The organism is Mesorhizobium sp. WSM3873 (genome assembly GCF_001672445.1).
Taxonomy (GTDB): Bacteria; Pseudomonadota; Alphaproteobacteria; order Rhizobiales; family Rhizobiaceae; genus Mesorhizobium.
In genome coordinates, this window is the sequence record NZ_LYTM01000007.1 from 84356 (window position 1) to 105867 (window position 21512).

General features: G+C 64.7%; 20 protein-coding genes. 2 read left to right on the forward strand and 18 right to left on the reverse strand.

Features of this window, described 5'->3' with window-relative positions; genetic code table 11:
* Window positions 1-21: 21 nt before the first annotated feature.
* The 13 genes from A9K71_RS06625 to A9K71_RS06685 all read right to left on the reverse strand — a co-directional run bounded on the left by A9K71_RS06625 (window position 22) and on the right by A9K71_RS06685 (window position 12210).
* On the reverse strand, window positions 22-1428 hold the full coding sequence (locus A9K71_RS06625; protein WP_066992099.1) for an FAD-binding oxidoreductase: 1407 nt from the start codon (window positions 1426-1428) through the stop codon (window positions 22-24).
* 53 nt (window positions 1429-1481) lie between these two features.
* Entirely contained in the window at window positions 1482-2237 is a 756-nt protein-coding gene (locus A9K71_RS06630) for an amino acid ABC transporter ATP-binding protein (RefSeq protein ID WP_066992101.1), read from the reverse strand.
* A 13-nt stretch (window positions 2238-2250) separates the two neighbouring features.
* On the reverse strand, window positions 2251-3330 hold the full coding sequence (locus A9K71_RS06635; RefSeq protein ID WP_066992104.1) for an amino acid ABC transporter permease: 1080 nt from the start codon (window positions 3328-3330) through the stop codon (window positions 2251-2253).
* 3 nt (window positions 3331-3333) lie between these two features.
* On the reverse strand, window positions 3334-4500 hold the full coding sequence (locus tag A9K71_RS06640) for an ABC transporter permease subunit (protein ID WP_245299545.1): 1167 nt from the start codon (window positions 4498-4500) through the stop codon (window positions 3334-3336).
* Between the two features lie 77 nt (window positions 4501-4577).
* Window positions 4578-5612 (reverse strand): amino acid ABC transporter substrate-binding protein, encoded by a 1035-nt coding sequence (locus A9K71_RS06645; RefSeq protein ID WP_082980382.1) that lies wholly within the window; start codon window positions 5610-5612, stop codon window positions 4578-4580.
* An 87-nt stretch (window positions 5613-5699) separates the two neighbouring features.
* Entirely contained in the window at window positions 5700-6647 is a 948-nt protein-coding gene (locus tag A9K71_RS06650) for a LysR substrate-binding domain-containing protein (RefSeq protein WP_066992107.1), read from the reverse strand.
* A gap of 83 nt (window positions 6648-6730) precedes the next feature.
* Window positions 6731-7480: an SDR family oxidoreductase gene (locus A9K71_RS06655; protein ID WP_066992110.1), complete on the reverse strand. Its 750-nt coding sequence runs from the start codon at window positions 7478-7480 to the stop codon at window positions 6731-6733.
* 11 nt (window positions 7481-7491) lie between these two features.
* Window positions 7492-8202: an SDR family oxidoreductase gene (locus A9K71_RS06660; RefSeq protein ID WP_082980376.1), complete on the reverse strand. Its 711-nt coding sequence runs from the start codon at window positions 8200-8202 to the stop codon at window positions 7492-7494.
* Between the two features lie 276 nt (window positions 8203-8478).
* On the reverse strand, window positions 8479-9267 hold the full coding sequence (locus A9K71_RS06665; protein ID WP_066992116.1) for a FadR/GntR family transcriptional regulator: 789 nt from the start codon (window positions 9265-9267) through the stop codon (window positions 8479-8481).
* A 76-nt stretch (window positions 9268-9343) separates the two neighbouring features.
* Window positions 9344-9691: a RidA family protein gene (locus A9K71_RS06670; protein ID WP_066992119.1), complete on the reverse strand. Its 348-nt coding sequence runs from the start codon at window positions 9689-9691 to the stop codon at window positions 9344-9346.
* 13 nt (window positions 9692-9704) lie between these two features.
* Window positions 9705-10511: an SDR family oxidoreductase gene (locus A9K71_RS06675; protein ID WP_066992122.1), complete on the reverse strand. Its 807-nt coding sequence runs from the start codon at window positions 10509-10511 to the stop codon at window positions 9705-9707.
* Window positions 10504-11316 carry a shikimate dehydrogenase gene (locus A9K71_RS06680; protein ID WP_066992125.1) on the reverse strand — a complete coding sequence of 271 codons (813 nt, stop codon included), beginning with the start codon at window positions 11314-11316 and terminating at the stop codon, window positions 10504-10506. Before A9K71_RS06680 ends, A9K71_RS06675 begins: the two co-directional genes overlap by 8 nt.
* A 3-nt stretch (window positions 11317-11319) precedes the next feature.
* The gene (locus tag A9K71_RS06685; protein ID WP_066992129.1) at window positions 11320-12210 is read right to left on the reverse strand and encodes a 2-hydroxy-3-oxopropionate reductase; all 891 of its coding nucleotides are present in this window, start codon (window positions 12208-12210) and stop codon (window positions 11320-11322) included.
* A 104-nt stretch (window positions 12211-12314) separates the two neighbouring features.
* On the opposite strand from A9K71_RS06685, the gene A9K71_RS06690 reads away from it, so the two are divergent.
* On the forward strand, window positions 12315-13079 hold the full coding sequence (locus tag A9K71_RS06690; protein ID WP_066992133.1) for an HpcH/HpaI aldolase/citrate lyase family protein: 765 nt from the start codon (window positions 12315-12317) through the stop codon (window positions 13077-13079).
* A gap of 15 nt (window positions 13080-13094) precedes the next feature.
* Window positions 13095-14312, forward strand: coding sequence for an FAD-dependent oxidoreductase (locus tag A9K71_RS06695; RefSeq protein ID WP_066992135.1), 1218 nt, complete (start codon window positions 13095-13097; stop codon window positions 14310-14312).
* Window positions 14313-14328: 16 nt separating this feature from the next.
* Here the strand turns inward: A9K71_RS06695 and A9K71_RS06700 are convergent, their stop codons facing one another.
* The 5 genes from A9K71_RS06700 to A9K71_RS06720 form a co-directional block, all read right to left on the reverse strand.
* Complete coding sequence (locus A9K71_RS06700) at window positions 14329-16998, reverse strand: nitrate reductase (protein WP_066992138.1); 2670 nt, start codon at window positions 16996-16998, stop codon at window positions 14329-14331.
* A 3-nt stretch (window positions 16999-17001) separates the two neighbouring features.
* Window positions 17002-17331 (reverse strand): nitrite reductase small subunit NirD, encoded by a 330-nt coding sequence (gene nirD / locus A9K71_RS06705; RefSeq protein WP_066992140.1) that lies wholly within the window; start codon window positions 17329-17331, stop codon window positions 17002-17004.
* Window positions 17332-17389: 58 nt separating this feature from the next.
* The gene (gene nirB / locus A9K71_RS06710; RefSeq protein WP_066992143.1) at window positions 17390-19840 is read right to left on the reverse strand and encodes a nitrite reductase large subunit NirB; all 2451 of its coding nucleotides are present in this window, start codon (window positions 19838-19840) and stop codon (window positions 17390-17392) included.
* 17 nt (window positions 19841-19857) lie between these two features.
* Entirely contained in the window at window positions 19858-21159 is a 1302-nt protein-coding gene (locus tag A9K71_RS06715) for a nitrate/nitrite transporter (RefSeq protein ID WP_066992147.1), read from the reverse strand.
* A 63-nt stretch (window positions 21160-21222) separates the two neighbouring features.
* Window positions 21223-21402 (reverse strand): hypothetical protein, encoded by a 180-nt coding sequence (locus A9K71_RS06720; RefSeq protein ID WP_066992350.1) that lies wholly within the window; start codon window positions 21400-21402, stop codon window positions 21223-21225.
* Between the last annotated feature and the right edge of the window lie 110 nt (window positions 21403-21512).

The following is a 21512-nucleotide window of genomic DNA, read 5'->3' on the forward strand; positions in this document are numbered from 1 at the left end:
GATCCATTCGAAAGTTTTTCTTTATTCTGCAATTCGAACCAGGACGCCGGGATTCATCGTGCCCTGCGGGTCGAACGCGCCCTTCAGCCGCGCCATGAGTTCCCGCTCCACAGAACTGCGATTCCGCTCGGCCATGGCGATCTTGGCGCGCCCAAGCCCATGTTCCGCCGCGAAGCTGCCCCCCATCTCGGTAGCGAGCGCAGCCAGCGCCTCGGCAAATTGTCCCGCCTTGCCGTCGAAATCGGCGCGGCCTTCCGGCGGCGACAGATTGTAGTGGATGTTGCCGTCGCCGAGATGCCCGAATGGGTTGATCCGCACGCCGGGCAGGATGTCGTCGCAAATCCCGGCGCCGGTCTCGATGAAGCGGGCGATGGCGCCCGGCGGCACCGAGATGTCGTGCTTCAACTGTTCGCCTTCCAGCCGCTGCCCCTCGGGTTGTTCCTCGCGCAGCCGCCAGAATTGCGCCCGCTGCGCGCCCGAATTGGCCAGCGCGCCATCCACGACCAGACCTTCCTCCATACCCCATTCCAGTGCCGAAGCGAGGATCTCCTCCAGCGGAACGCGCGCCGAACCTGACGCCAGTTCGACGAGCAGGTAGACGTCGCCTCGTGTTTCCAGCTGGTAGGCGAGATCAGGCAGATGCTTGAGCGCCAGCGTCAGGCCGACATCGGAGAAGAATTCGAGCCCGGCAAGGAACTCGCCGGCCTCGCCGCGCAGATAGGTGCCGAAGGAAACGGCCGCGGCGAAGTCGGACATCACCAGAAGCGCGCTCGCCTGTTGTTTTGGGGTGGGATAGAGCCTGAGGACAGCGCGCGTGACGATGCCGAGCGTGCCTTCGGCACCGCAGAACAGCTTGCGCAGCTGATAGCCGGCATTGTCCTTCTGCACCGCGCGAAGGCCGTCCCATACCGCGCCGTCCGGGGTCACGACTTCGAGGCCGAGCACAAGGTCCTGCATCATGCCATAGCGAAACGCCTGGCTGCCGCCGGCATTGGTGCCGATCAGGCCGCCGATCCTGGCGCTGCCTTCGGCGCCGAGATGCATCGGGAACATCAGGCCATGCGGCTCCAGCGCGTCGTGCAACGCGGCGAGCACAACGCCCGCGTCAACCGCAATCGACCCGCTCTCCGGATCCGGTTCGCCTATTGCCGTCATGCGCGAAAGCGAGACGATCACCGCGTTCGCCCGATCGGCGACGGCGCCGCCGCACAGGCCGGTGTTTCCGCCTTGCGGAATCACGGCCACGCCGGCCACCCGGCATGCCTTGACCACTGCCGCAACTTCGGCCGTGCTCGCGGGTCTGGCAACGCCCAAAGGCGCGACGCCATAGCGGTTCAGCCAGTCGCGCTGATAAGGCTCGGCGTCGGTGCCCGAAAGCCAGCCTTTCGGTCCGAGAATCTCGCGCAAAGCGGTGACGGGATCGGTCATTGCGATACCTGCGATGTGTGGCACGCCGCGTATAGACAGCAGCTGGCTCTGGCTCAATGACCCAGCACCTGCGACAGAAATTGCCGGGTGCGCTCGTTCCGGCAAGAGGTGAAGAACTGCTCCGGCGGCGCCTCCTCGACGATCTCGCCGCGGTCCATGAAAATGACGCGGTCGGCGACGCGGCGCGCGAAGCCCATCTCGTGCGTGACACAGATCATCGTCATGCCTTCCGAAGCAAGGGTCACCATGACGTCCAGCGCTTCGGCGATCATTTCCGGGTCGAGCGCCGAGGTCGGCTCGTCGAACAGCATGAGCTGCGGCTGCATGCAAAGGGCGCGCGCAATGGCCACCCGCTGCTGCTGGCCCCCGGAGAGCTGTCCGGGAAACTTCGTCGCCTGCTCGGGAATGCGGACCTTCTCCAGATAGCGCCGGGCGGTCGCCTCGGCCTCGGCGCGCGGTCGCTTGCGCACGATCATCGGTGCGATCATGCAGTTCTCCAGCACGGTCATGTGCGGGAACAGGTTGAAGTGCTGGAACACCATGCCGACTTCGCGCCTGATCCCGTCAATGTTGCCGACATCGTCGTTGAGCTCGGAGCCGAGCACGGTGATGCGCCCGCCATTGTGCTGCTCGAGTCGATTGATGCAGCGGATCATGGTCGACTTGCCGGAGCCCGAGGGGCCGCAGACGACGATCTTTTCTCCGCGCTTCACGGAAAGGTTTATGTTCCGCAGCGCGTGGAAAGAGCCGTAGTATTTGTCCAGGTTCTCGATATGAACCGCGGCGCCGGATGACTGCGTCGAAATCACTTTGCGCGCCTCCTTACCGTTCGCCGACCGACATGCGGCGCTCGAGGTAAGCACCGTAGCGGGACAGGCTGAAGACGAAGACGAAATAGATCAACGCAATGAAGGCATAGACCTCGACATAGGCGAAGCGCCATTCGCCGGTGCCGTAGGCGGCATTGCCGGAGGCGAGGATCTCGAAGAAACCGACGATAACCACCAGCGAGGTTTCCTTGAACGAGATGACGAACTGGTTGATCGTCGCCGGCAGCGCGTTGCGCATGGCCTGCGGCAGGAGGATGCGGCCGATGCGCTGCCAGTAGCTCATGCCTAGCGCCATGGCGGCTTCCTCCTGGCCCTTCGGAACGCCCTGCATGCCGCCGCGCACGATCTCGGCCTGATAGGCCGAGAAGAACAGGGCCGAGCCGAGAATGACTCGGTACAGCTTGTCGCCTGCCATCCATTGCGGCAGCGCGAAGGGCAGCACGACGGCAAAGGTGAAGAGAATAGAGATCAGCGGCAGCGAGCGCACTCCGTCGATGATCAGGCCCGTGGTCCTGGATATCCAGGGCAGCTCCGAGCGGCGCAAGAGAGCCAGGCAGATCGCCAGCGGAAAGCCGATCAGGCAGGTGGTGACGAAGATGAAAAGGGTGAGCGCCAGCCCGCCCCAGGCTTCCTCGCCGACATAGGGGAGGCCGAGCACGCCGCCTTTCATCAGCACATAGTAGAGCGCCGCTCCGACGCCCCAGACGAGCGCGATGCGGCTGCCGGTCCAAAAGGCCGGGATGCAGCTCAGCACTGTCATGATCACGACGGCCACACAGGCCAAGGCCGAGCGCCATTGCTCCTCGAAGGGATAGAGGCCGAAAAGGATGATGCGCCATCTGGCGGCAATGACCGACCAGCAGGCTCCTGCCGCCGCCTGGCAGGCCTCGGGCCCGCCGCTGGTGGTGAACACCGCTGAGAACACCGCCCAGTTAAGCAGCTTCCAGAGAACGAAAGCCATGATCGCCAGCGATATCAGCGACAGCAGCGCCTGCAGCGGCGTGGCGAAGAAACGGCGCCGCAGGTCTTCCAGCTTGCCAGGGGCAGGGGGAGCGACAATTACCATCTCCATCGTTCACCCCCTCAACTGATTGCCCTTGAGGGCAATGGTTTTGTTGATGCGGTTGAACACGGCTGCCAGGCTGAGATTGATCGCCAGGAAGCCCGCCATCAGGATACCGATCGCCTCCAGCGTCTGGCCGGAGTGGTTGATGGTCAGCGCCACGATCATGAAGAAGTCGGTGAAGCCCACCGCAATGCCCATGGTCGTCGCCTTCATCAGCCAGACATACTGGTTCGCGAGGATCGGCAGCATGGCACGCAGCGCCAGCGGCAGCCGCACCAGCGTGAACACGCGCCAGGGGCTCAGCCCCAGCGAAAGTGCGGCCTCCATCTGGCCCTTGCCGACTGCCTTGAAGCCGCCGCGCACGATCTCGGCGATGTAGGAGCCGCCATAGATGGCGATGGCGATGGCTAAAGCGGAAAATTCGGGAGGAATGCGCAGGCCGCCCTTGAGGTTGAGGCCTTGCAGGGCAGGGAAGTCGAGCAGCGGCAGGTCCGGCAGGCGACCCAGCGCAAGGACAATGACTGCGCTGGCCAGTGCCGTCGCGGCCGCGGTCAGTTGAATGCCGAGCCGCTCGCCGGGCGGTTGGCTGAGGCGCGTGGTCCGGCCCAGCCAAACCGGCAGCGCGATCGCGGCGATTACAGCAAGGAAAGCTGCCGCAAACGCGACGCCGCCGACATTGGGGACCGGCACATAGAGGCCGCGGCTGGTCAGCAGCATGCCGAAGGCCTCGTGCGCGGCGCGTGGCGTCGGCAGATGCGTGATGACGGCGTACCAGAAGAAGACCTGGAGGATCAGCGGGATGTTGCGGAAGATGTCGACATAGGTGCGGCCAAGCAGCCGCGCCAGTTCGTTCGAGGAAGTCCGCGCCAGGCCAACGATGGTGCCGACGATCGTCGCCAGGATCAGCCCGGTGCATCCCAGGAATAGCGTATTGATGACGCCGATGAGGAAGAACCACCAGTAGGGGTCGTTGGCGGTGGCGGGCGGCAGCGAGAAGTTGACATCCCAGCCCGTCGACTTGAACAGGAAGTCGAAGCCGGAGGTGATGCCTTGCTGCGCCAGGTTCCGCCGGGCAATCATCACGCAGGCAAGGATCATCGCGGCAAGCGAGCCGACATAAAGAACCTGTAAAAGCGTATTGCGGACCCTCTGATTTCTTAGCAGGCTGACCATCATGGTCTTCCCCGAATTGTCGCCGGCTCCGCCTGGCGGTGCCAGGCGGAGCTCAGAGCGAGCTGCGTTAAGAGGTGGAGTCAGTCGATCACCAGCGGGAACAGGACGCCGCCATTGTTCCAGAGGTTGGTGAGCTCGCGATCCATCTTGTAGGGCGACTCCTTGCCGAGATCGCGATCGAAGATCTCGCCATAATTGCCGACCTTCTTGATCACGTTGTAGGCCCAGTCGTCAGGAAGTCCGAGACCCTTGCCCATGCCTGGCGCGGCACCGAGGAACTTGGCGACCGCCGGCGACGTGGGCTTGGCTTTGATCTCATCGACATTTTTGGACGTGATGCCTTCCTGCTCGGCGAAGAGCAGGGCGGAGAGCGTCCAGTTGGCGACGTCGACCCAGTTGTCGTCGCCTTGCCGCACGATCATGACCTCGGGTTCGACGGCGAGCACGTCGGGCAGGATCACGTGGTCGTCGACCTTGCCCTTGGCGACACGCGCGATTGCGAGAACTGGCCCCCACTGGGCATACATGTCGCAGCGCCCCGAGAAGTATGCTTGCTCGAGCTCTTCCGTCTTTTCGATGACGACAGGCTCCAGCTTTATCCCGACCTTCTGCGCATAGGCCGCGACCTGCTGCTCGATGGTCGTCCCCGCGGGGATGCAGATCGAGCCGCCATCGGCGTCCTTGAGCGACTTCAGATTGAGCTCCTTATGCGCCATCACCTTGGTCGTTCCGAGGTAATAGGACATCGAGAATTGCAGGCCGAGCTCGGTATCTCGGCTGAGCGTGCCGCCCGACGCCTTGATGATGATGTCGACGTCGCCCGACTGCAGCGACGGCCAGCGCTGCGCCCAGCTGATCGGGACGATCTTCAGCTTGGCCGGGTCGCCGAACACGGCGGTCGCCACCGCCTTGCAGAGGTCGATGTCCATGCCCTTCCAGTTGCCCTTGTCGTCTACCTCGGCGAAGCCGAGATAGGAGCCGTCATGGCCCGTGCAGTTGAGCACGCCGCGCGCCTTCACGGTTTCCAGCGTCTTGCCGCCCGCCGCCTCGGCCGGCGCCGCAAAATGAACCAGGCCAAGGGCCATGGCTGCGGCCCCCCATTTCGTCATTTTCATGTTTGTTGTCTCCACTGTTGAGGTTCACTTGTTCTTGTTGTTGGAGGCCCGAAACACGCGCTTCGGCCCTCGGTCGCTAAGCCGCTCCTAATCGGAGAGCGGTGTCGGTTTCGGCAGAGAAAGCTTGAGGTCGCTGCCCCAATCCTGCTGGACGAGCCAGCGATGCAGGGCGGCCACCGCCTTCACGCGCAGATGCCCGCGCGGCATGACGAGGTAGAAGCCGGGGACTTCTTCCGGCTTCATGTCCGAGAGGGCGTCACGGCCAAGTGGCGCGACCAGCGCGCCCGACCTGAAGTCCTCCTCGGCATCGATGACGGAAACCAGGCCGACACCGATGCCTTGGAGCGTCGCACGGCGCATGGTGGCGGCGTCATCGAAGCCGATGCTGCGGTCGCCTTCAGCCAGTTCCACTCCGAGGTGCCGCAATATGTCGGGCCACAGCCGCTTCGACTTGACGGTGTCGAGCAGCGTGAACCGCGTCAGGTCCTGCGCCGACTTGATCTTCTCGCCAATCGCCGGGGTGCAGCATATGATCTTCGGGTCCGGCACCAGCAGCGTGGTCTCGTAGTCCGGCCAGTTGCCATAGCCCCACTGCACCGTCATATCGATGTCGTCACGCCCGAAATCGGGCAGGTCGACCATCGTCGTCAGGCGCAGATCAGCGCCCGGCAGGATCTCGCGGAACAATGAAAGCCTGGGCAGCAGATAGTGCGTCGCGAAGTAGGGGCTCGCATTGAGATTGATGCGGTCCCGGTAGTTCGATTTGGTGACGCGGCGAACGCCTTCGGAAAATTCGTCGAAGCCGGCTTTGACATAGTGCGAGAGCAGGATCGCCGACTCCGTCAGCTCGATCGAGCGCCCCTTGCGCTCGAACAGCGTCACCTGCAGCGTGTCTTCCAAAAGCTTGATCTGCTGACCGACGGCTTGCGGCGTCACCAGGAGCTCGTCGGCGGCCTGCCGGAAGCTCTTGTGCTGTGCGACGGCGTGGAAGACGCGAAGCGCATTGAGCGAAGGAAGGCGAAGCTTGCCGGTCATCGTGAAGTCCGCCTCCTTTCGTTCGAGACTCCGTTGATCATGCACTGCTGGATTTCAGACGCCGCCGGCTTATGAAAACCGATTCAGGCGTAGATGTAACCGCCTGAGACGATTACGTTTTCACCGGTCATATAGGTGTTCTTCGGGCCGCCGGTCATGAGCACCCACTCGGCGATCTCGGTCGGCTCGGCGCCGCGGCCGAGCGGGCTTGCCTTGGCCAGTTCCTCGAGAAAGCCGAGCGCCTTGGCCTTCTCGGTGGCCATGCCGGCGGGCGCGACGGAATTCACCAAAATCCCATCCTTGGCGACGTGATGGGCAAAGGAGCGCGTGAGGCTGACGACGGCGGCCTTGGTCGCCGCATAATGGGCGTTCTGCGGATGCGCCTTGAAGGCGTCGACGGAAGTGAGGTTTACGATCCTTCCACGCACATGCGCTTTTGGCTCTTGCGACTGCATGTGGCGAACAGCCGCCACCATCATGTGGTACGTGCCCTTGATGTTGATGCCGTTGGAGGCGTCCCACTCGGCGTCGGTGATCTCGAGGAGCGGACGCCGAGGATAGATCGCGGCGCAATTGATCAGCGTGTCGACGCGCCCGAGCTTCGCGACAATGGCGTCGAAGGCGGCGTGACACTGCGGTCCGACCTGGATGTCGCAAGCTGCGGCAGCCGTCGGCAGGCCCTTGGCCTTCGCCGCGTCGAGAGCGCTCTCAGCGGCTTCCTGGTTGATGTCGATGATGCCGATCTTTGCCGCCCCGGCCTCCACAGCCATGCGGGCGAGAAGGGCGCCAAGGCCGGCGCCGCCGCCGACGATCAGAACGGAAAGATCCTTCATTGCAGTTTTCCTTACTTGGTGCCGCTGGGCGAGGTCGGCCAGGTCGGCATGATGTCGAAACGAGTAACGTCGGCCCATGCGGGGAGCGCCAGCACAGCGACGACCATCCTGCCCACGTCGTCCGGCTGCACTACTTTTCCGGCGTACATCGCCGCCCGGGCGTCGGCGTCGAGGATGTCGTTGTAGAGCTGCGTCTCGACCCGACCGGCGACGATCTCGGTGACGCGTATGCCGGACGACGAGAGGTCGGCGCGCAAGGCAGCGGCAAAGCCGGAGATCGCCGCCTTGGTGGCCGAATAGACGGCGATATTGGAATAGGCCGCGTGGCCGGCGGTGGAGCCGGTGAACAAGATGTGGCCGGACTGGCGCTCGCGCATCTGCGGCACGACGAGGCGGGTGAGCAGGATCGCCGCGCTGAGGTTCACCTCCAACGTGGTGTCGATGTCCGCGATGTTCATATCGGCGAAATTGCCGAGTGGCGGCATGATGCCGGCGTTGTTGATCAGCACATCGATGGTGAGATCGGCCAGGACCGATTCCAAAGCCTCGCGGTCGGTAACGTCAACGGCGATCGGCAGGATGCCCGGACGCTCGGACTGCAGTTCTTTCAGCGCGGCCTGGCTGCGGCCGACCGCATAGACGTCGTAACCGGCGTCGCTCAACGCGATGGCGATGGCTCGCCCAATGCCGCTCGTCGCACCTGTGATGAAGGCTGTCGTCACGTGGGCTTCCCCTATTGCTCTTCAGTCTGCGGCCTTGACCGGTGCCGCGAAACCAAGAAAAGCAACAAAAAGGAAAGATAAACTTTCGAGAGCCTTTCCGGCAGTTCAAACGTTCCACGCTGCCTGCGCGGCCTCCCACGCTGCGAACCAAAGGAAAACAATCCCGTCGGCGCGCGGGAGAAGGTTCTCGGTCGTCGGTGGAACAAAAACACGGCTTTCGCGACGCGCGGCAAGTCACATTCGGTGCCCACGCGAAGGATCGAACCCGTCCCGGCCCTAACCGGCCGTTGGCGCAGGCCTTTTCATTTTGGTGAAGAGCGAGGCTGCGGCGGCCTTTTGCTCCGCGTCGGTCGCCTCGACTCCGGAAGCCCGCGCCAGGGCGCGAACGCGCCCGAGGCTGTTGTACAGATGCTTGCGCATGGCCTGGCGGGCCTTGCCGCCGTCCTGTCTTTCGATGGCATCGACGATGGCTTTGTGCTCGCTGTGGATGCGAGCGTAATAGCTGTCCTTCAGGGCCGGCTCGACGACATAGCCGAGCTGGAAGCGCGGCACGATCATCGGTCCGAGATAGGCCAGGAAGCCATGGATGAATTCGTTGCGCGCGGCTTTGGCGATCGCGAGGTGGAAATCGTAGTCGTAGTGGATCTGGACGGCCGCCGGGTCGGCCTGCTGCGCGTCGATGTCATCCATCATGGCACGGATGGCGCTCGCCTCCTTGTCGGTGCGGCGTTCGGCGCAGAGCCCGGCGGATTCGACTTCGACGCTCAACCTGAGTTCGAGCAAGGCGATGGTTTCCGGCAAGGTTCTCAGCGCCTCGTCCGGGATCGAGAAATTGCGCGGCACGGGTGTTTCGCTGACGAACATGCCGCGACCCTGCTGCGGCACCACCATGCCCTCGGAGCGCAGCCGCGCCACGGCTTCGCGCACGACGGTGCGGCTGACATCGTATTCGGCGCAAAGCTCCGCCTCGGTCGGCAGTTGCGCGCCCGGCTGCAACTCACCGGAGCGGATTTTTTCCCCCAGGCTCTCCGCCACGACGGTGGAAAGCGGCTTGCGCTTCGTCATTCAGGCCTTCCGTTCAAGTCCAGACTAGGGCCGTTCAAGTTCAGATTCGGGATGATGCCCGAACCGGCGAGACCATTCAAACCGCCGCGGTGACGATCAGTTCGACCAGCATGCCGGGCTTGGCCATCCGCCCCTCGCCGGAAGAGCGTGCCGGCGCATGCTCTTTCGGCATCCAGGCGTCCCAGACCGCATTGACCTCGTCGAAATCCCGCACGTCGTCCAGCCACATCTGGACGTGGAGGATGCGGGTCTTGTCGGTGCCTGCCGTGGCGAGTAGCGCATCGATCTTGGCGAGCACCTCGCGCATCTGGTCGGCCGCCGGTTGGCCCGGCTTGGCAACCTGGCCGGTCAGGTAGAGCGTGCCGTTGTGGATGACGCCATGATGGATGCGGGTGTCGAAGTCGAAGCGTTGGATATCGCCCACTGGATCTTCCTCGTCAGATTGCCGGCGTCTGCCGGATGGGGTTGCCCTGCAGGTACTGCGCGTACGGCGCTTGGACGAGCCAGCCGGCATCGACGGGCAGCGTAACGCCGGTGATCGACGCGGCACGGTCGGAGCAGAGGAACAGCGCCGCCTCGGCGACATCGCGCGGCTCGACGAAGCGGCGCAGCGCGGTGGTGGCCTGGATCGCTTCCGGGTTGCGTTCGCCCTTGGCGATCCTGGACTTCAGCCCGTCGGAGAGGGTATAGCCCGGCGCTACGGCGTTCACACGGACTCCATGCGGGCCGAGTTCGGCAGCCAGGATCTGAGTGAGCGCCAGGACCGCATGCTTTCCGGGCGTGTAGGCCGGAAGCGACAGCGGCGCGAAGGAGGCGAGCGAGCCGACATTGAGGATCGCGCCGCGTCCGGCGGCCGACATCAGCCGGCCGAACAACTGGCAGCCAAGCAGCGTGCCGCGATAGTTGATCCGCCACATCTGCTCGTCTTCAGTGAGGTCCTGGTCGAGCACATGCTTGCCGCTCTGCAGGATGCCGGCGCAGTTGACCACGACATGAGGGGTGCCGAACGCATTGCTGACGTCTTGCGCCAGCGCCTCGACGGAAGCGGGATCGCCGACATCGGTCTGGACAAACACGGCGCGTGGGGCGCCGGCGCTCTCGCAGGCCTCGGCGGCTTCCTTGCCGCGGCTCGCGTCCCGGCCTGCGACGACCACCTGGTAGCCTTCCTCGGCGAAGCGCTCCGCAATAGCGCGGCCGATCCCGGACGTGCCGCCGATGACGACCGCGGTCGAAGCCTCAGCCATTGTGGCGCTCCTTTCGCTCGATGTCGAAGAATGCGGCCATGGCCTCGACCTGGAAGTCCATCATCGGGCGTCCGGGCTGGATGCGGCAGCCGATCTCTTTCGCCGCCTTGAGCAGGGCCGTTTCGGCCGGCTCCATGATGATGTCGACCACGGTCATCTCCGGCGTCAGCTTGTTCACATCCATCGGCAGCGGATCGCCGCCCTTCAGCCCGGAGGGCGTCGCGTTGATCGCCATGTCCATTCCGGACGGATCGGGTTCGCCGACCTCGATGCGGCAATCGGGGAACGACCTGCTGACCAGCGAAGCGAGCTTTTGCGCGCGTTCCCTGTCGATGTCGGCGAGGCGGATCTCCGTCGCGCCTTCCTCGGCGAGGCAGTAGGTCAGCGATGCGCCCGCACCGCCTGCGCCGACCTGGAGGATGCGCCGGCCGGCGATCCGGTGTCCGCCGGCCTTCAAGCCGTCGATGAAGCCGACGCCGTCGAAATTGTCGGCATACCAGGTGCCGTCCGCCTGCCGGCGCACGGAATTCGCGCTCTGCACGCGCGCGGCGCGATCGTGGGCGGCGGCGCATTTGTGGTAGACCGGGACCTTATAGGGCACCGAGATGATGACGCCGCGGATGTTCTCCGCCGCCGTGATGCCGGCCCAGAAAGTATCGAAATCTTCCGGACGGCAGCTCAGCGGCACCATCAGACTGTCGAGCCCCTTCTGCTCGAAGATCTCGTTGAAGATGCCAGGGCTTTTCGCGTGGCCCACGGGATGGGCCAGCATGACGAAGACATCGGCCTTGCCGGTTCCGCGCATCGGTTATTCCTTTCCGTTTGACAGTTCATGATCGCTCAGGACCTCGAGAGCCCGGACGAGCGACGAGTGGTCTGCTTCCGCGCCGCCCGGGCGGGCCGCACAGGCATTCATCAGTTGCTGCGCCAGCGCCGTGCTCGGCAGGGCGGCTCCAAGCGCGCGGGCGCTTTCGAGCGCGAGGTTGAGATCCTTCTGGTGCAAGCGGATGCGGAAGCCCGGCGCGAAGGTGCGGGCGATCATGCGCTCGCCATGCACTTCGAGCACGCGGGACGAGGCGAAGCCGCCCATCAGCGCGCTTCGGACCTTCGCCGGATCGCAGCCCGCTTTGCTGGCAAAAACAAGCGCTTCGGCAACGGCTTCCATGTTGAGCGCGACGATGATCTGGTTGGCTATCTTGCAGGTCTGGCCGGCGCCGTTCTTCTCGCCGATCAGGGTGATATTCTTGCCGAGCTTTTCGAAGATGGGCAGCGCGCGCTCGAATTCGGCAGCCGGCCCGCCGACCATGATGGTGAGACTCGCCGCTTTTGCGCCGACCTCGCCGCCGGAGACGGGTGCGTCGAGGAAGCCGCCTCCCGCTTCCCTGAACTTCGCCGCGAATTGCGCGGTGGCGATCGGGCTGATCGAGCTCATGTCGATGACCAGCTTGCCGGCTGAAATCCCTTCGAGCACGCCACCCGGCCCGAGCAGGACGCGCTCCACGTCGGGCGTATCGGGCAGCATGGTGATGATGATTTCGCAAACCCGCGCCACTTCCGCCGGGGAAGCCAGCACCGACGCTTTCAGATCGGCAGGCAGAGGAGAGCGATTGAGCACCGTGACGATCTCGTGCCCGGCATCGGCAAGATGCCGCGCCATGGGCGCGCCCATGACGCCAAGTCCGATGAAACCGATTTTCATGCGCAACTCCCGTGCTCGCCAGAGCGTCTTGCAGCTCAATGGAGGCGTATGATATAGGACATCATACAAATTTCAATGCCTCTTCCACTGGAGACCGATCGTAAATGCAAGAGCGCGTCAATTCGCTGAAGGCGGCCGTTAAGGCCGGCCAGCCTCATATCGGCATCTGGTGCTCGCTGGCTTCAGCGCTGACCACAGAAGTGGTGGCTGGTTCCGGAGCGGGCTGGCTGCTGATCGACGGCGAGCACAGCCCCAACGATCTGCGCAGCATCATGGCGCAGCTTCAGGTCGCGGCGGCATTTCCGTGCGAGGCGGTGGTGCGCCTGCCGTCCGACGATCCCAACCTGATGAAGCAGGCCCTGGATGTCGGTGCCCGCAGCCTGATGATTCCGAATGTGCGCACGCCGGACCAGGCGCGCAAAATCGTCGCGGCGATGACCTATGCTCCGGGCGGCTTCCGCGGCTTCTCGGTCGGCCATCGCGCCAACGCCTTCGGCCGTATCGCCGGGTATCATGCGAAAGCGCGCGAGCAGCAGCTGTTGGCGGTGCAGATCGAGGACGCGGCCGGCGTCGCCAATGCGGCTGAGATCGCAGCGGTGGAAGGCGTGGACGTTCTGTTTGTCGGGCCCGGCGATCTTTCCACGAATATGGGCGCGATGGGCAATCCCGGCGCTGCGCATGTGCAGGAGGCGATCGCTTCCGTGCGCAAGGCCACGGCCGCGGCAGGCAAGGCGAGCGGGATTTTGGCTCCCGTGAAGGCCGACGCCGACCGCTATCTCGCCGAAGGCTTCACCATGGTTGCCGTCGGTTCCGACCTCGGCCTGTTGGCGCGGGGCTCGGACGCCCTGATTGCGTCCTTCAACCGCTAGACTCGGGAGACGGCCGTGGCGATCCCCGCTTACAAACCACCTTCGCGCAACGCCTACGACATCGTCATCGTCGGCGGCGCGGTCATCGGCTCGTCGACGGCCTATTGGCTGAGCCAGGCGCTGGGCAGGGGCGCCTCGATCCTCGTGGTCGAGCGCGACTCCAGCTACGAATTCTCCTCGACGGCGCTCTCCACCAGCGCCATCCGCCAGCAATACTCCAATCCGATCAATGTGAAGATCAGCCAGTTCGGCATCGAGATCATCCGCGGTTTCCAGGAGCGGATGGCGCCCTTCTACACGAACGAGCCGGCGCCCGATCTCGGCTTCAAGGAGCACGGATATCTCTATTGCTGCTCGCCGGAAGGCGTGGAGGCGGCCAAGGAGCGGGTCGAGCTGCAGCGCAGCCTCGGCGCCCACACCGTCTTTCTCGAGCCGGGTCCGCTGAAGGAACGCTTCCCCTGGCTGAATGTCGACGACCTCGGCGGCGGTTCGTGGGGTGCGCGCGAAGAGGGCTGGTTCGATTCCATGGGCATGTTGAACGGCTTCCGCCGCGCCGCCCGCGCCAGCGGGGTCGAGTACATCGACAATGCCGTGACCGGACTGGATGTCGTCGATGGGCGGGTTGTCTCCGCTCGGCTGGCGACCGGCGAGACAGTCGCTTGCGGAACCCTGGTCAACGCCGCCGGCCCGCGAGCGCAGCAGGTCGCTGCCATGGCCGGCCTTTCCATCCCGGTAGCCCCGTACAAGCGCTACAGCTTCGTCTTCGCCAGCGCCAACCCGATCCCTGGGCGAATGCCCAACGTCATCGACCTTTCCGGCACTTTCGTGCGCCCGGAAGGCGAGCTCTTCCTCACCGGCAACACGCCGCAGGGCGACGGGCCGGCCGATTACGACGATTTCGAAATGCATTTCGAGGAGTTCGACGACTATATCTGGCCGGCGCTGTGGCACCGCATTCCGGCCTTCGACGCGCTCAAGGTCCAGACCAGTTGGACCGGCCACTACGAATACAACATGCTCGACCACAACGGCATCGTCGGCTTTCACCCGGAGGTGAAGAACTTCATGTTCGCCAACGGCTTCTCAGGGCACGGCCTGCAGCAGTCGCCGGCGGTCGGCCGGGCGGTATCGGAGCTCATCGTGCACGGCGCCTTCCAGACGCTGGACCTGTCACCGTTCTGCTACGAGCGCATCCCGCGCAATGAACCATTCCTGGAAGAAGCGGTGATCTGAACGGTTCGGGAGAATTTCACTCGGCGGCCTGAACGTGCCGGGCGTCGATGATCGCCCTTATCTCCGAGCGGCACGAACCGCAGTTGGTGCCGGCGCGCAGCGTCGAGCCGATCGCCTCCAGACTGTCGCAACCCGCAGCGACCGCCGAAGCGAGCTGGTTGACGCCGATGTGGAAGCATGAGCACACGATCCGCCCGATGGCGGGCATCGGCGCTGGCGAACGCCCGGAAAGAAGCGCATGGCGATCGGCTGGCGACAGCGGCTGGCGGGTGGCCAGCAGCGAGACCAGCCAGTCCCGCGTCGGCAACTGGTCTGGAGCGGCGACCAGCACGGCCTCAGCCATGGCGCCGCCTTCGTCGATCGCAGCGGCGCGATAGGCGAGCCCGCGGCGATCGGTGTATTCGAGCAGTTGATCCTGCCGTTGAAGGCCGAGCAGCTTGCGCGCCAGAAGAATGCCCTGGTCCGGCGGCTCGGTCCCGGTCAGTTCGTAGACCCAGCCGCCTTCGACCGCGTAGCGGCTCCAGTGGACGAAACCGGTCGGCCTGAGGTCGCGCCGCGTGATGAGCACACCGGCCCATCCAGTGTTTTCGCGCACGATTCTGACTGGGACATGCTTCAGTTCCGGCTGGCCGGAATGCGGGTCGGTGACAGGCGAGGACAGCAGGCCGGTGGCGGCCCTGGCCGCGAACTGGCCGCTCCAATGCATGGGCATGAAGGCATGGCCGCGCCGCTGCGCGTTGGTCACACGTACTCTCGCGCGCACGAAACCGAAGCGCGTCGACAGATGGGCAAGGTCACCATCCTTGAGCTGGTGCGCGGCCGCATCCGCCGGATTGAGGTCGACCGCCGGTTCCGGCGCGTTGGCCATCAGGCGCGGCACGGTGCCGGTACGCGTCATGGTGTGCCATTGGTCGCGCAACCGGCCCGTGTTCAGCGCAAGCGGATACTCCGCATCGACGGTGAACGCCGTCGCCTCCTGCCGCACCGGCACGAAACGCGCACGGCCGTCCGGTGTCGGGAAGCGACCGTCCGCAAACAATCTCGTCTGGTACTCGCGCGATTCTGGTGCCGGCCAGTGGCGCGGCGCGAAGCCGGCATAGCCCGCATCGCTGAGGTCCGTCAGGCCGCCCAGATCGAACAAGCGCCCCCCATTGTTCTCGAAAGCCGAGAGCGCGGCATGCTCGCGGAAGATTTCCGCCGGCGTCTGGTAGGCAAAAGCATCGCCGAAGCCCATGCGCGCGGCGACCTCGCAGATGATGCGCCAATCGGCTTTCACTTCGCCCGGCGACGGCACGAACGGCCGCTGACGCGAGAGGCGCCGTTCCGAATTTGTGACCGTGCCGTCCTTCTCGCCCCAGGCAGCGACGGGCAGCAGCACGTCGGCATAGCGCGTGGTGTCGGTGCGGGTCACATCCGAAACCGCGACGAAATCGCATTTGGACAGGGCGGCGCGCACGCGCGACGCGTCCGGCATGCTCACTGCGGGATTGGTGCCCATGACCCACAGTGCCTTGATGCGACCGTCGGCAACCGCCTGAAACTTGTCCACGGCCTTCAGCCCGCCGCGCCGCGCGATTCCGGGCGCCTTCCAGAAGCGGGAGACCCGCTCGACAGCGGCCTGATCCGCGAAGTCCATGTGCGCGGCAAGTTGGTTGGCGAGGCCCCCCACCTCGCGGCCGCCCATGGCGTTCGGCTGGCCCGTGACCGAGAACGGCCCCATGCCTGGCTTGCCAATGCGGCCGGTGGCGAGGTGGCAGTTGAGGATGGCGCTGACCTTGTCGGTTCCATGTGCCGACTGGTTGACGCCCTGGCTGTAGACGGTGACCGTCCGTTCGGTGCCGGCGAAGATCTCATAAAAGGCCTGGACATCCGTGGCCACCAGCCCGCAGCCTTTTGCGACGCGCGCGACCGACGGCGCATCGGCACCGGCTAGCGCGGCAGCGGCTTCGAAGCCCGATGTGCTGGTGCGGATGAAATCCGCGTCGATCTTTCCGCTCTGGACGAGATGCGCCAGAAGGCCGTTGAACAAGAGCACGTCCGTGCCCGGATCAAGCGCCAGGTGCAGGTCGCATTCGTCGGCCGTGGCGGTGCGGCGCGGATCGATGACGACGATCCTGGTTCCGCGTTCGCGCTGCGCCGCGAGCATGCGCTGGTAGAGCACGGGGTGGCACCATGCGGTGTTGGAGCCGGTGAGCACGATCAGATCGGCGTGCTCGAAATCCTCATAGACACCGGGAACGATGTCCTCGCCGAAAGCGCGGCGGTGGCCGGCGACCGACGACGCCATGCACAGCCGCGAATTGGTATCGATATTGCCCGAGCCGATGAAGCCTTTCATCAGCTTGTTGGCGACGTAGTAATCTTCGGTAAGCAACTGGCCGGAGACATAGAAGGCGACCGAGTCCGGCCCATGCTCGGCAATCGCGTCCGAGAATTTCGCGGCGACGAGGTCGAGCGCTTCGTCCCAACTCGTCTGCCTGCCTTGGATTTCCGGCTGAAGCAAGCGGCCATCGAGGCCGAGCGTCTCGGCAAGCGCGGCACCCTTGGAGCAAAGGCGGCCGAAATTGGCCGGGTGCTCGGGATCGCCGCGGACGGTTGCCTTGCCACCAGCGGCGATCTCGGCCACCACGCCGCACCCCACCCCACAATAGGGGCAGGTGGTCCTCACCTCGCGTGCTTCTTCCATGGCTCAGGCCGCTTTCGAGGCCAACGGTTCGAGCGCAATGAACAGCCGTTCGCCTTCGATCCTGACCGGGATCGTCCTAACCGAGCCTTCGTCGGCGCCGAGCGCCTTGCCGGTCTCCAGCGAGATCACCCAATTGTGCAGCGGGCAGGTCACCGCCGCGCCATGGACGATGCCCTGGCTGAGCGGCCCGCCTTTGTGCGGGCAATGGTCTTCGATGGCGAAGACCTTGTCATCCGCGGTGCGGAAAACAGCGATCTTGCCTTGCGGGGTGGCCACGCAACGCGCGCCGCGGCGAGGGACGTCGGAAACGGAGCCGATTGCGATCCAGTTCATTGGGACACTCCCGTGTTTGCTTGATAGGCGAGCGTCCAGGATGGCGCGAACTTCTCCATCACTCGGCCGCCTCGGCGAACCCGACCGAGGCCAGCGGCCGGAACTCGTGCTTGTCCTTGCCGGAGACGCGTTCGGACCACGGGTCGACCTGCGCGAATTTCTGCGAAAAGACGAAGCGCTCGAAATAAGCGCGGCGCTTCTCCACGTCATCCAGGATCTGCTTTTTGATCTCGGCGGTACCGACGCGCTTGGCCCATTTGTAGATGCGCTCGAGGTAGCGGGCCTGCTCGCGATACATCTGGACAAGCGCCACGATCACCTCCAGCGCTTCGTCCTCGGTCTTCACCAGGCCGAGCACTTCGGTGCCCTTGATGTCGAGGCCGGCGGCGCCAGCGAAGTGGATCTCGTAGCCAGAATCGACGCAGACCACGCCGACATCCTTGCAGGTCGCTTCGGCGCAATTGCGCGGGCATCCCGAGACCGCCATCTTCACCTTGGCCGGGGTCCAGGAACCCCACATGAACTTCTCGATGCGGATGCCCAGCCCCGTCGAATCCTGGGTGCCGAAACGGCACCAGTCGGAGCCGACGCAGGTTTTGACCGTGCGCAGGCCCTTGGCATAGGCATGACCTGAGACGAAGCCAGCTTTGCCGAGATCGGCCCATACCGCAGGCAGGTCCTCCTTGCGGATGCCAAGCATGTCGATGCGCTGGCCGCCGGTCACCTTCACGGTCGGAATGCCGAACTTATCGACCACGTCGGCGATGGCGCGCAATTCGCTCGCGCTGGTGACGCCGCCCCACATGCGCGGCACGACCGAATAGGTGCCGTCCTTCTGGATGTTGGCATGCACACGCTCGTTGATGAAGCGCGACTGATAGTCGTCGGCATATTGGTCCGGCCAATCGCAGACCAGATAGTAGTTGAGCGCAGGCCGGCACTTCGCGCAGCCGCAGGAGGTCTTCCATTCGAGCTCCTGCATGATGGCCGGTATCGTTTTCAACCCCTTGGCCTTGATCAGGCGCCGCACGTCGTCATGACCCAGGCTCGTGCACCCGCACATGGGCTGCACGGCCGCCGGATTGTAGGCCTCGCCCAGCGTGAGTTTCAGGAGTTGTTCGACGAGACCCGTGCACGAGCCGCACGAAGCCGAGGCCTTGGTGTGGGCGCGCACGTCGTCGAGCCCGGTCAGCCCTTTGCCGGTGATCGCGCCGGTGATCTTTCCCTTGCAGACGCCGTTGCAGCCGCAGATTTCCGCATCATCCGCCAGTGCCGCAACGGCCGCCAAAGGGTCCGAGGAAGCGCCTCCCTGGAATGCCTGGCCGAAGATCAGCGTGTCGCGCATCTCCGAGATGTCGGTCGCCTTCTTCTTCAAATCATTGAACCAGGCGCCGTCGGCGGTCTCGCCGAACAGCACCGTGCCGATGATGCGGTTGTCCTGCAGCACGACCCGCTTGTAGATGCCGGCGGATGCGTCGCGCAGGATGATCTCCTCGCGGTCGTCGCCGTCGGCAAAGTCGCCGAGCGAATAAAGGTCGATGCCGGTGACCTTGAGCTTGGTCGGCGTGTCGGAATGGACGAAGCGCCTGTCCTCGCCGTTCGCCAGCCCGGCCGCCGCCACGCGGGCCATCTCGTAGAGGGGCGCGACCAACCCGTAGACATGGCCGCCGACCTCGGCGCATTCGCCGAGCGCCATGATCGCCGGATCGGATGTCTGCATGCGGTCGTCGACGACGATGCCGCGATTGACTTCCAGCCCTGCGTCCTTGGCCAGCGCGATATTCGGGCGGATGCCGACCGCCATCACGACCAGCATCGCCGGAATGATCGTGCCGTCCATGAGCTCGACGCCCTCGACCTTGCCATTGCCGACAATGGCCTTGGTGTTGGCCTTGGTCATGACCTTGATGCCGCGCGCCTCGACCGCCTTCTGCAGCAGATAGCCGGCAGCCGGATCGAGCTGGCGCTCCATCAGTGTCGGCATGACGTGCAGGACGGTCACATCCATGCCGCGCTCTTTCAGACCGGCCGCCGCTTCAAGGCCGAGCAAGCCGCCGCCGATGACGATCGCCTTGGCGCGCGACTGCGCGGCAAGCAGCATGGCGTTGACGTCGTCGAGATCGCGGTAGCTGAGCACGCCCGGCAAGTCCTTGCCCGGCACCGGGATGATGAACGGCACCGAGCCGGTGGCGATGATCAGCCTGTCGTAGCCTTCGGTCACGCCGTGGTCCGAGGTGACGGTCCTCGCTTCACGGTCGATGGCGACGATCCTGTGCCCCTTGTAGAGGGTGATGCCGTGCTTGATGTACCAGCCGTCGCCATGGATGACGATTTCCTCGAACTCCTTCTCGCCCGAAAGCACCGGCGACAGCATGATGCGGTCGTAATTCACGCGCGGCTCGGCGTTGAAGATGGTGACGGCGTAGCGGTCGGGTGCGGCTTCCAGCAGGTGCTCGAGCATCCTGCCGGGGGCCATGCCGTTGCCGATGATGACGAGTTTCTCGCTCATGTCCGGTCAGCTCCGATCTATTCGGCGGCGTAGGTGAGGGGCGCGGGCTTTACGGCGGCCGCGCGCTCCATCCGGCGGATCGTGGCGTGCATCCAGAGAAGGCACGAGACCACGATGACGAAGAGCAGCATGAAGCAGCTCGACCAGACGCCGGTGAGGTCGTTCAGCGCGCCGAAGGCGATCGGCAGGATGAAGCCGCCGAGGCCGCCGATCATGCCCACCACCCCGCCGACCGCGCCGACGCTCTGCGGGTAGTAAACGGGGATGTGCTTGTAGACGGCGGCCTTGCCGAGGCTCATGAAGAAGCCGAGCACGCAGGCGACGGCGATGAAGGCGAGCGGGCCGATCTCGACATGGAACGGGATCGGCCCGCTGATGCCGCGCACGACGTAATCTGTCGAGGGGAGAGACAGAACGAGGGTCGCGACGGCAGATACGGCGAAGGTCCAATAGAGCACGGTACGGGCGCCGATGCGGTCGGAAAGCACGCCGCCATAAGCGCGGAAAATGCTTGCGGGGATCGAATAGGCGGCTCCGATCATGCCGGCGGTGGCGATGCCAAAGCCATAGACGCCAATCAGATAGCGCGGCAGCCAGAGCGACAGCGCCACGAACGCACCGAAGGAAAAAAAGTAGTAGAAGGCGAAGCGCCAGACCTGAAGGTTCTTCAGCGGCGCGAATTCCTGCCAGAAGCTTCTCGCCGGTACTGCCTTGCCGGCACGGCGCTCGCGGATAACCGGATCGTCGCTGGTCATGAACCAGAACACGCCGGCCATGACAACCAGCGCCGCGGCCCAGATCAGCGCGACCGACTGCCAGCCCCAGGCAATCAGTACGAGCGGCGCCAGGAACTTGGTGACCGCGGCGCCGACATTGCCAACGCCGAAGATGCCGAGAGCCGTGCCTTGTTTGCGCGCAGGGAAGAAGCGCGAGACATAGGCGACTCCGACCGCGAAGGAGCCACCGGCAAGCCCGACGCCGAGCGCCGCGACCAGCATCTGCTCATAGGTATGTGCAAAGGCGAGCAGGAAGGTCGCGACCGCCGCCGCGAGCATGGTCATGGTGTAGACCAGCCTGCCGCCGTAGCGGTCGGTCCAGACGCCGAGCACCATGCGCACGAGCGAGCCGGTGAGGATCGGCGTGCCGACCAGCAGTCCGAACTCGGTCTCGTTCAGCCCGAGCTCCTGCTTTATGCGCACGCCGATGATGGAGAAGATCGTCCACACCGCGAAGCAGACGGTGAAGGCGATCGTGGAGATGAGGAGCGCCTGCCGGGAGCTACTGTCCTGGCTGGGCGCGGCTTGGAGGTTTGCGGTCATGGTCGGCTCCGTTTGCGGCGTGGGAGGCACCGCGTGTTGTGTTGATCAAAGGCTCGGCATCGGTCAGCGCGCCGAGGCTGGGACCTGCGCGGTCACTTGCGGACCCTTGGCCTCTCTGTCGTGATTGGTGGGAAACAGCAGAAGCGCGGCGGCGAACAGCACCGCCGTCAGGATGCTGCTCGCCAGGAAATCGCGGCGGGTGAAATCCATCAGGGAAGCGCCAATTCCGATCCGTTTCGTCATCGTCGTCTCCGTTCGGCGCCGCCTGGGATCGGCGCCTTCGATTGCGTTTCGGTCCAAAACAAAAAAGCTGCCGACCAGGCCTGTCGCGTCCGTACATCCGGGATCGCGCG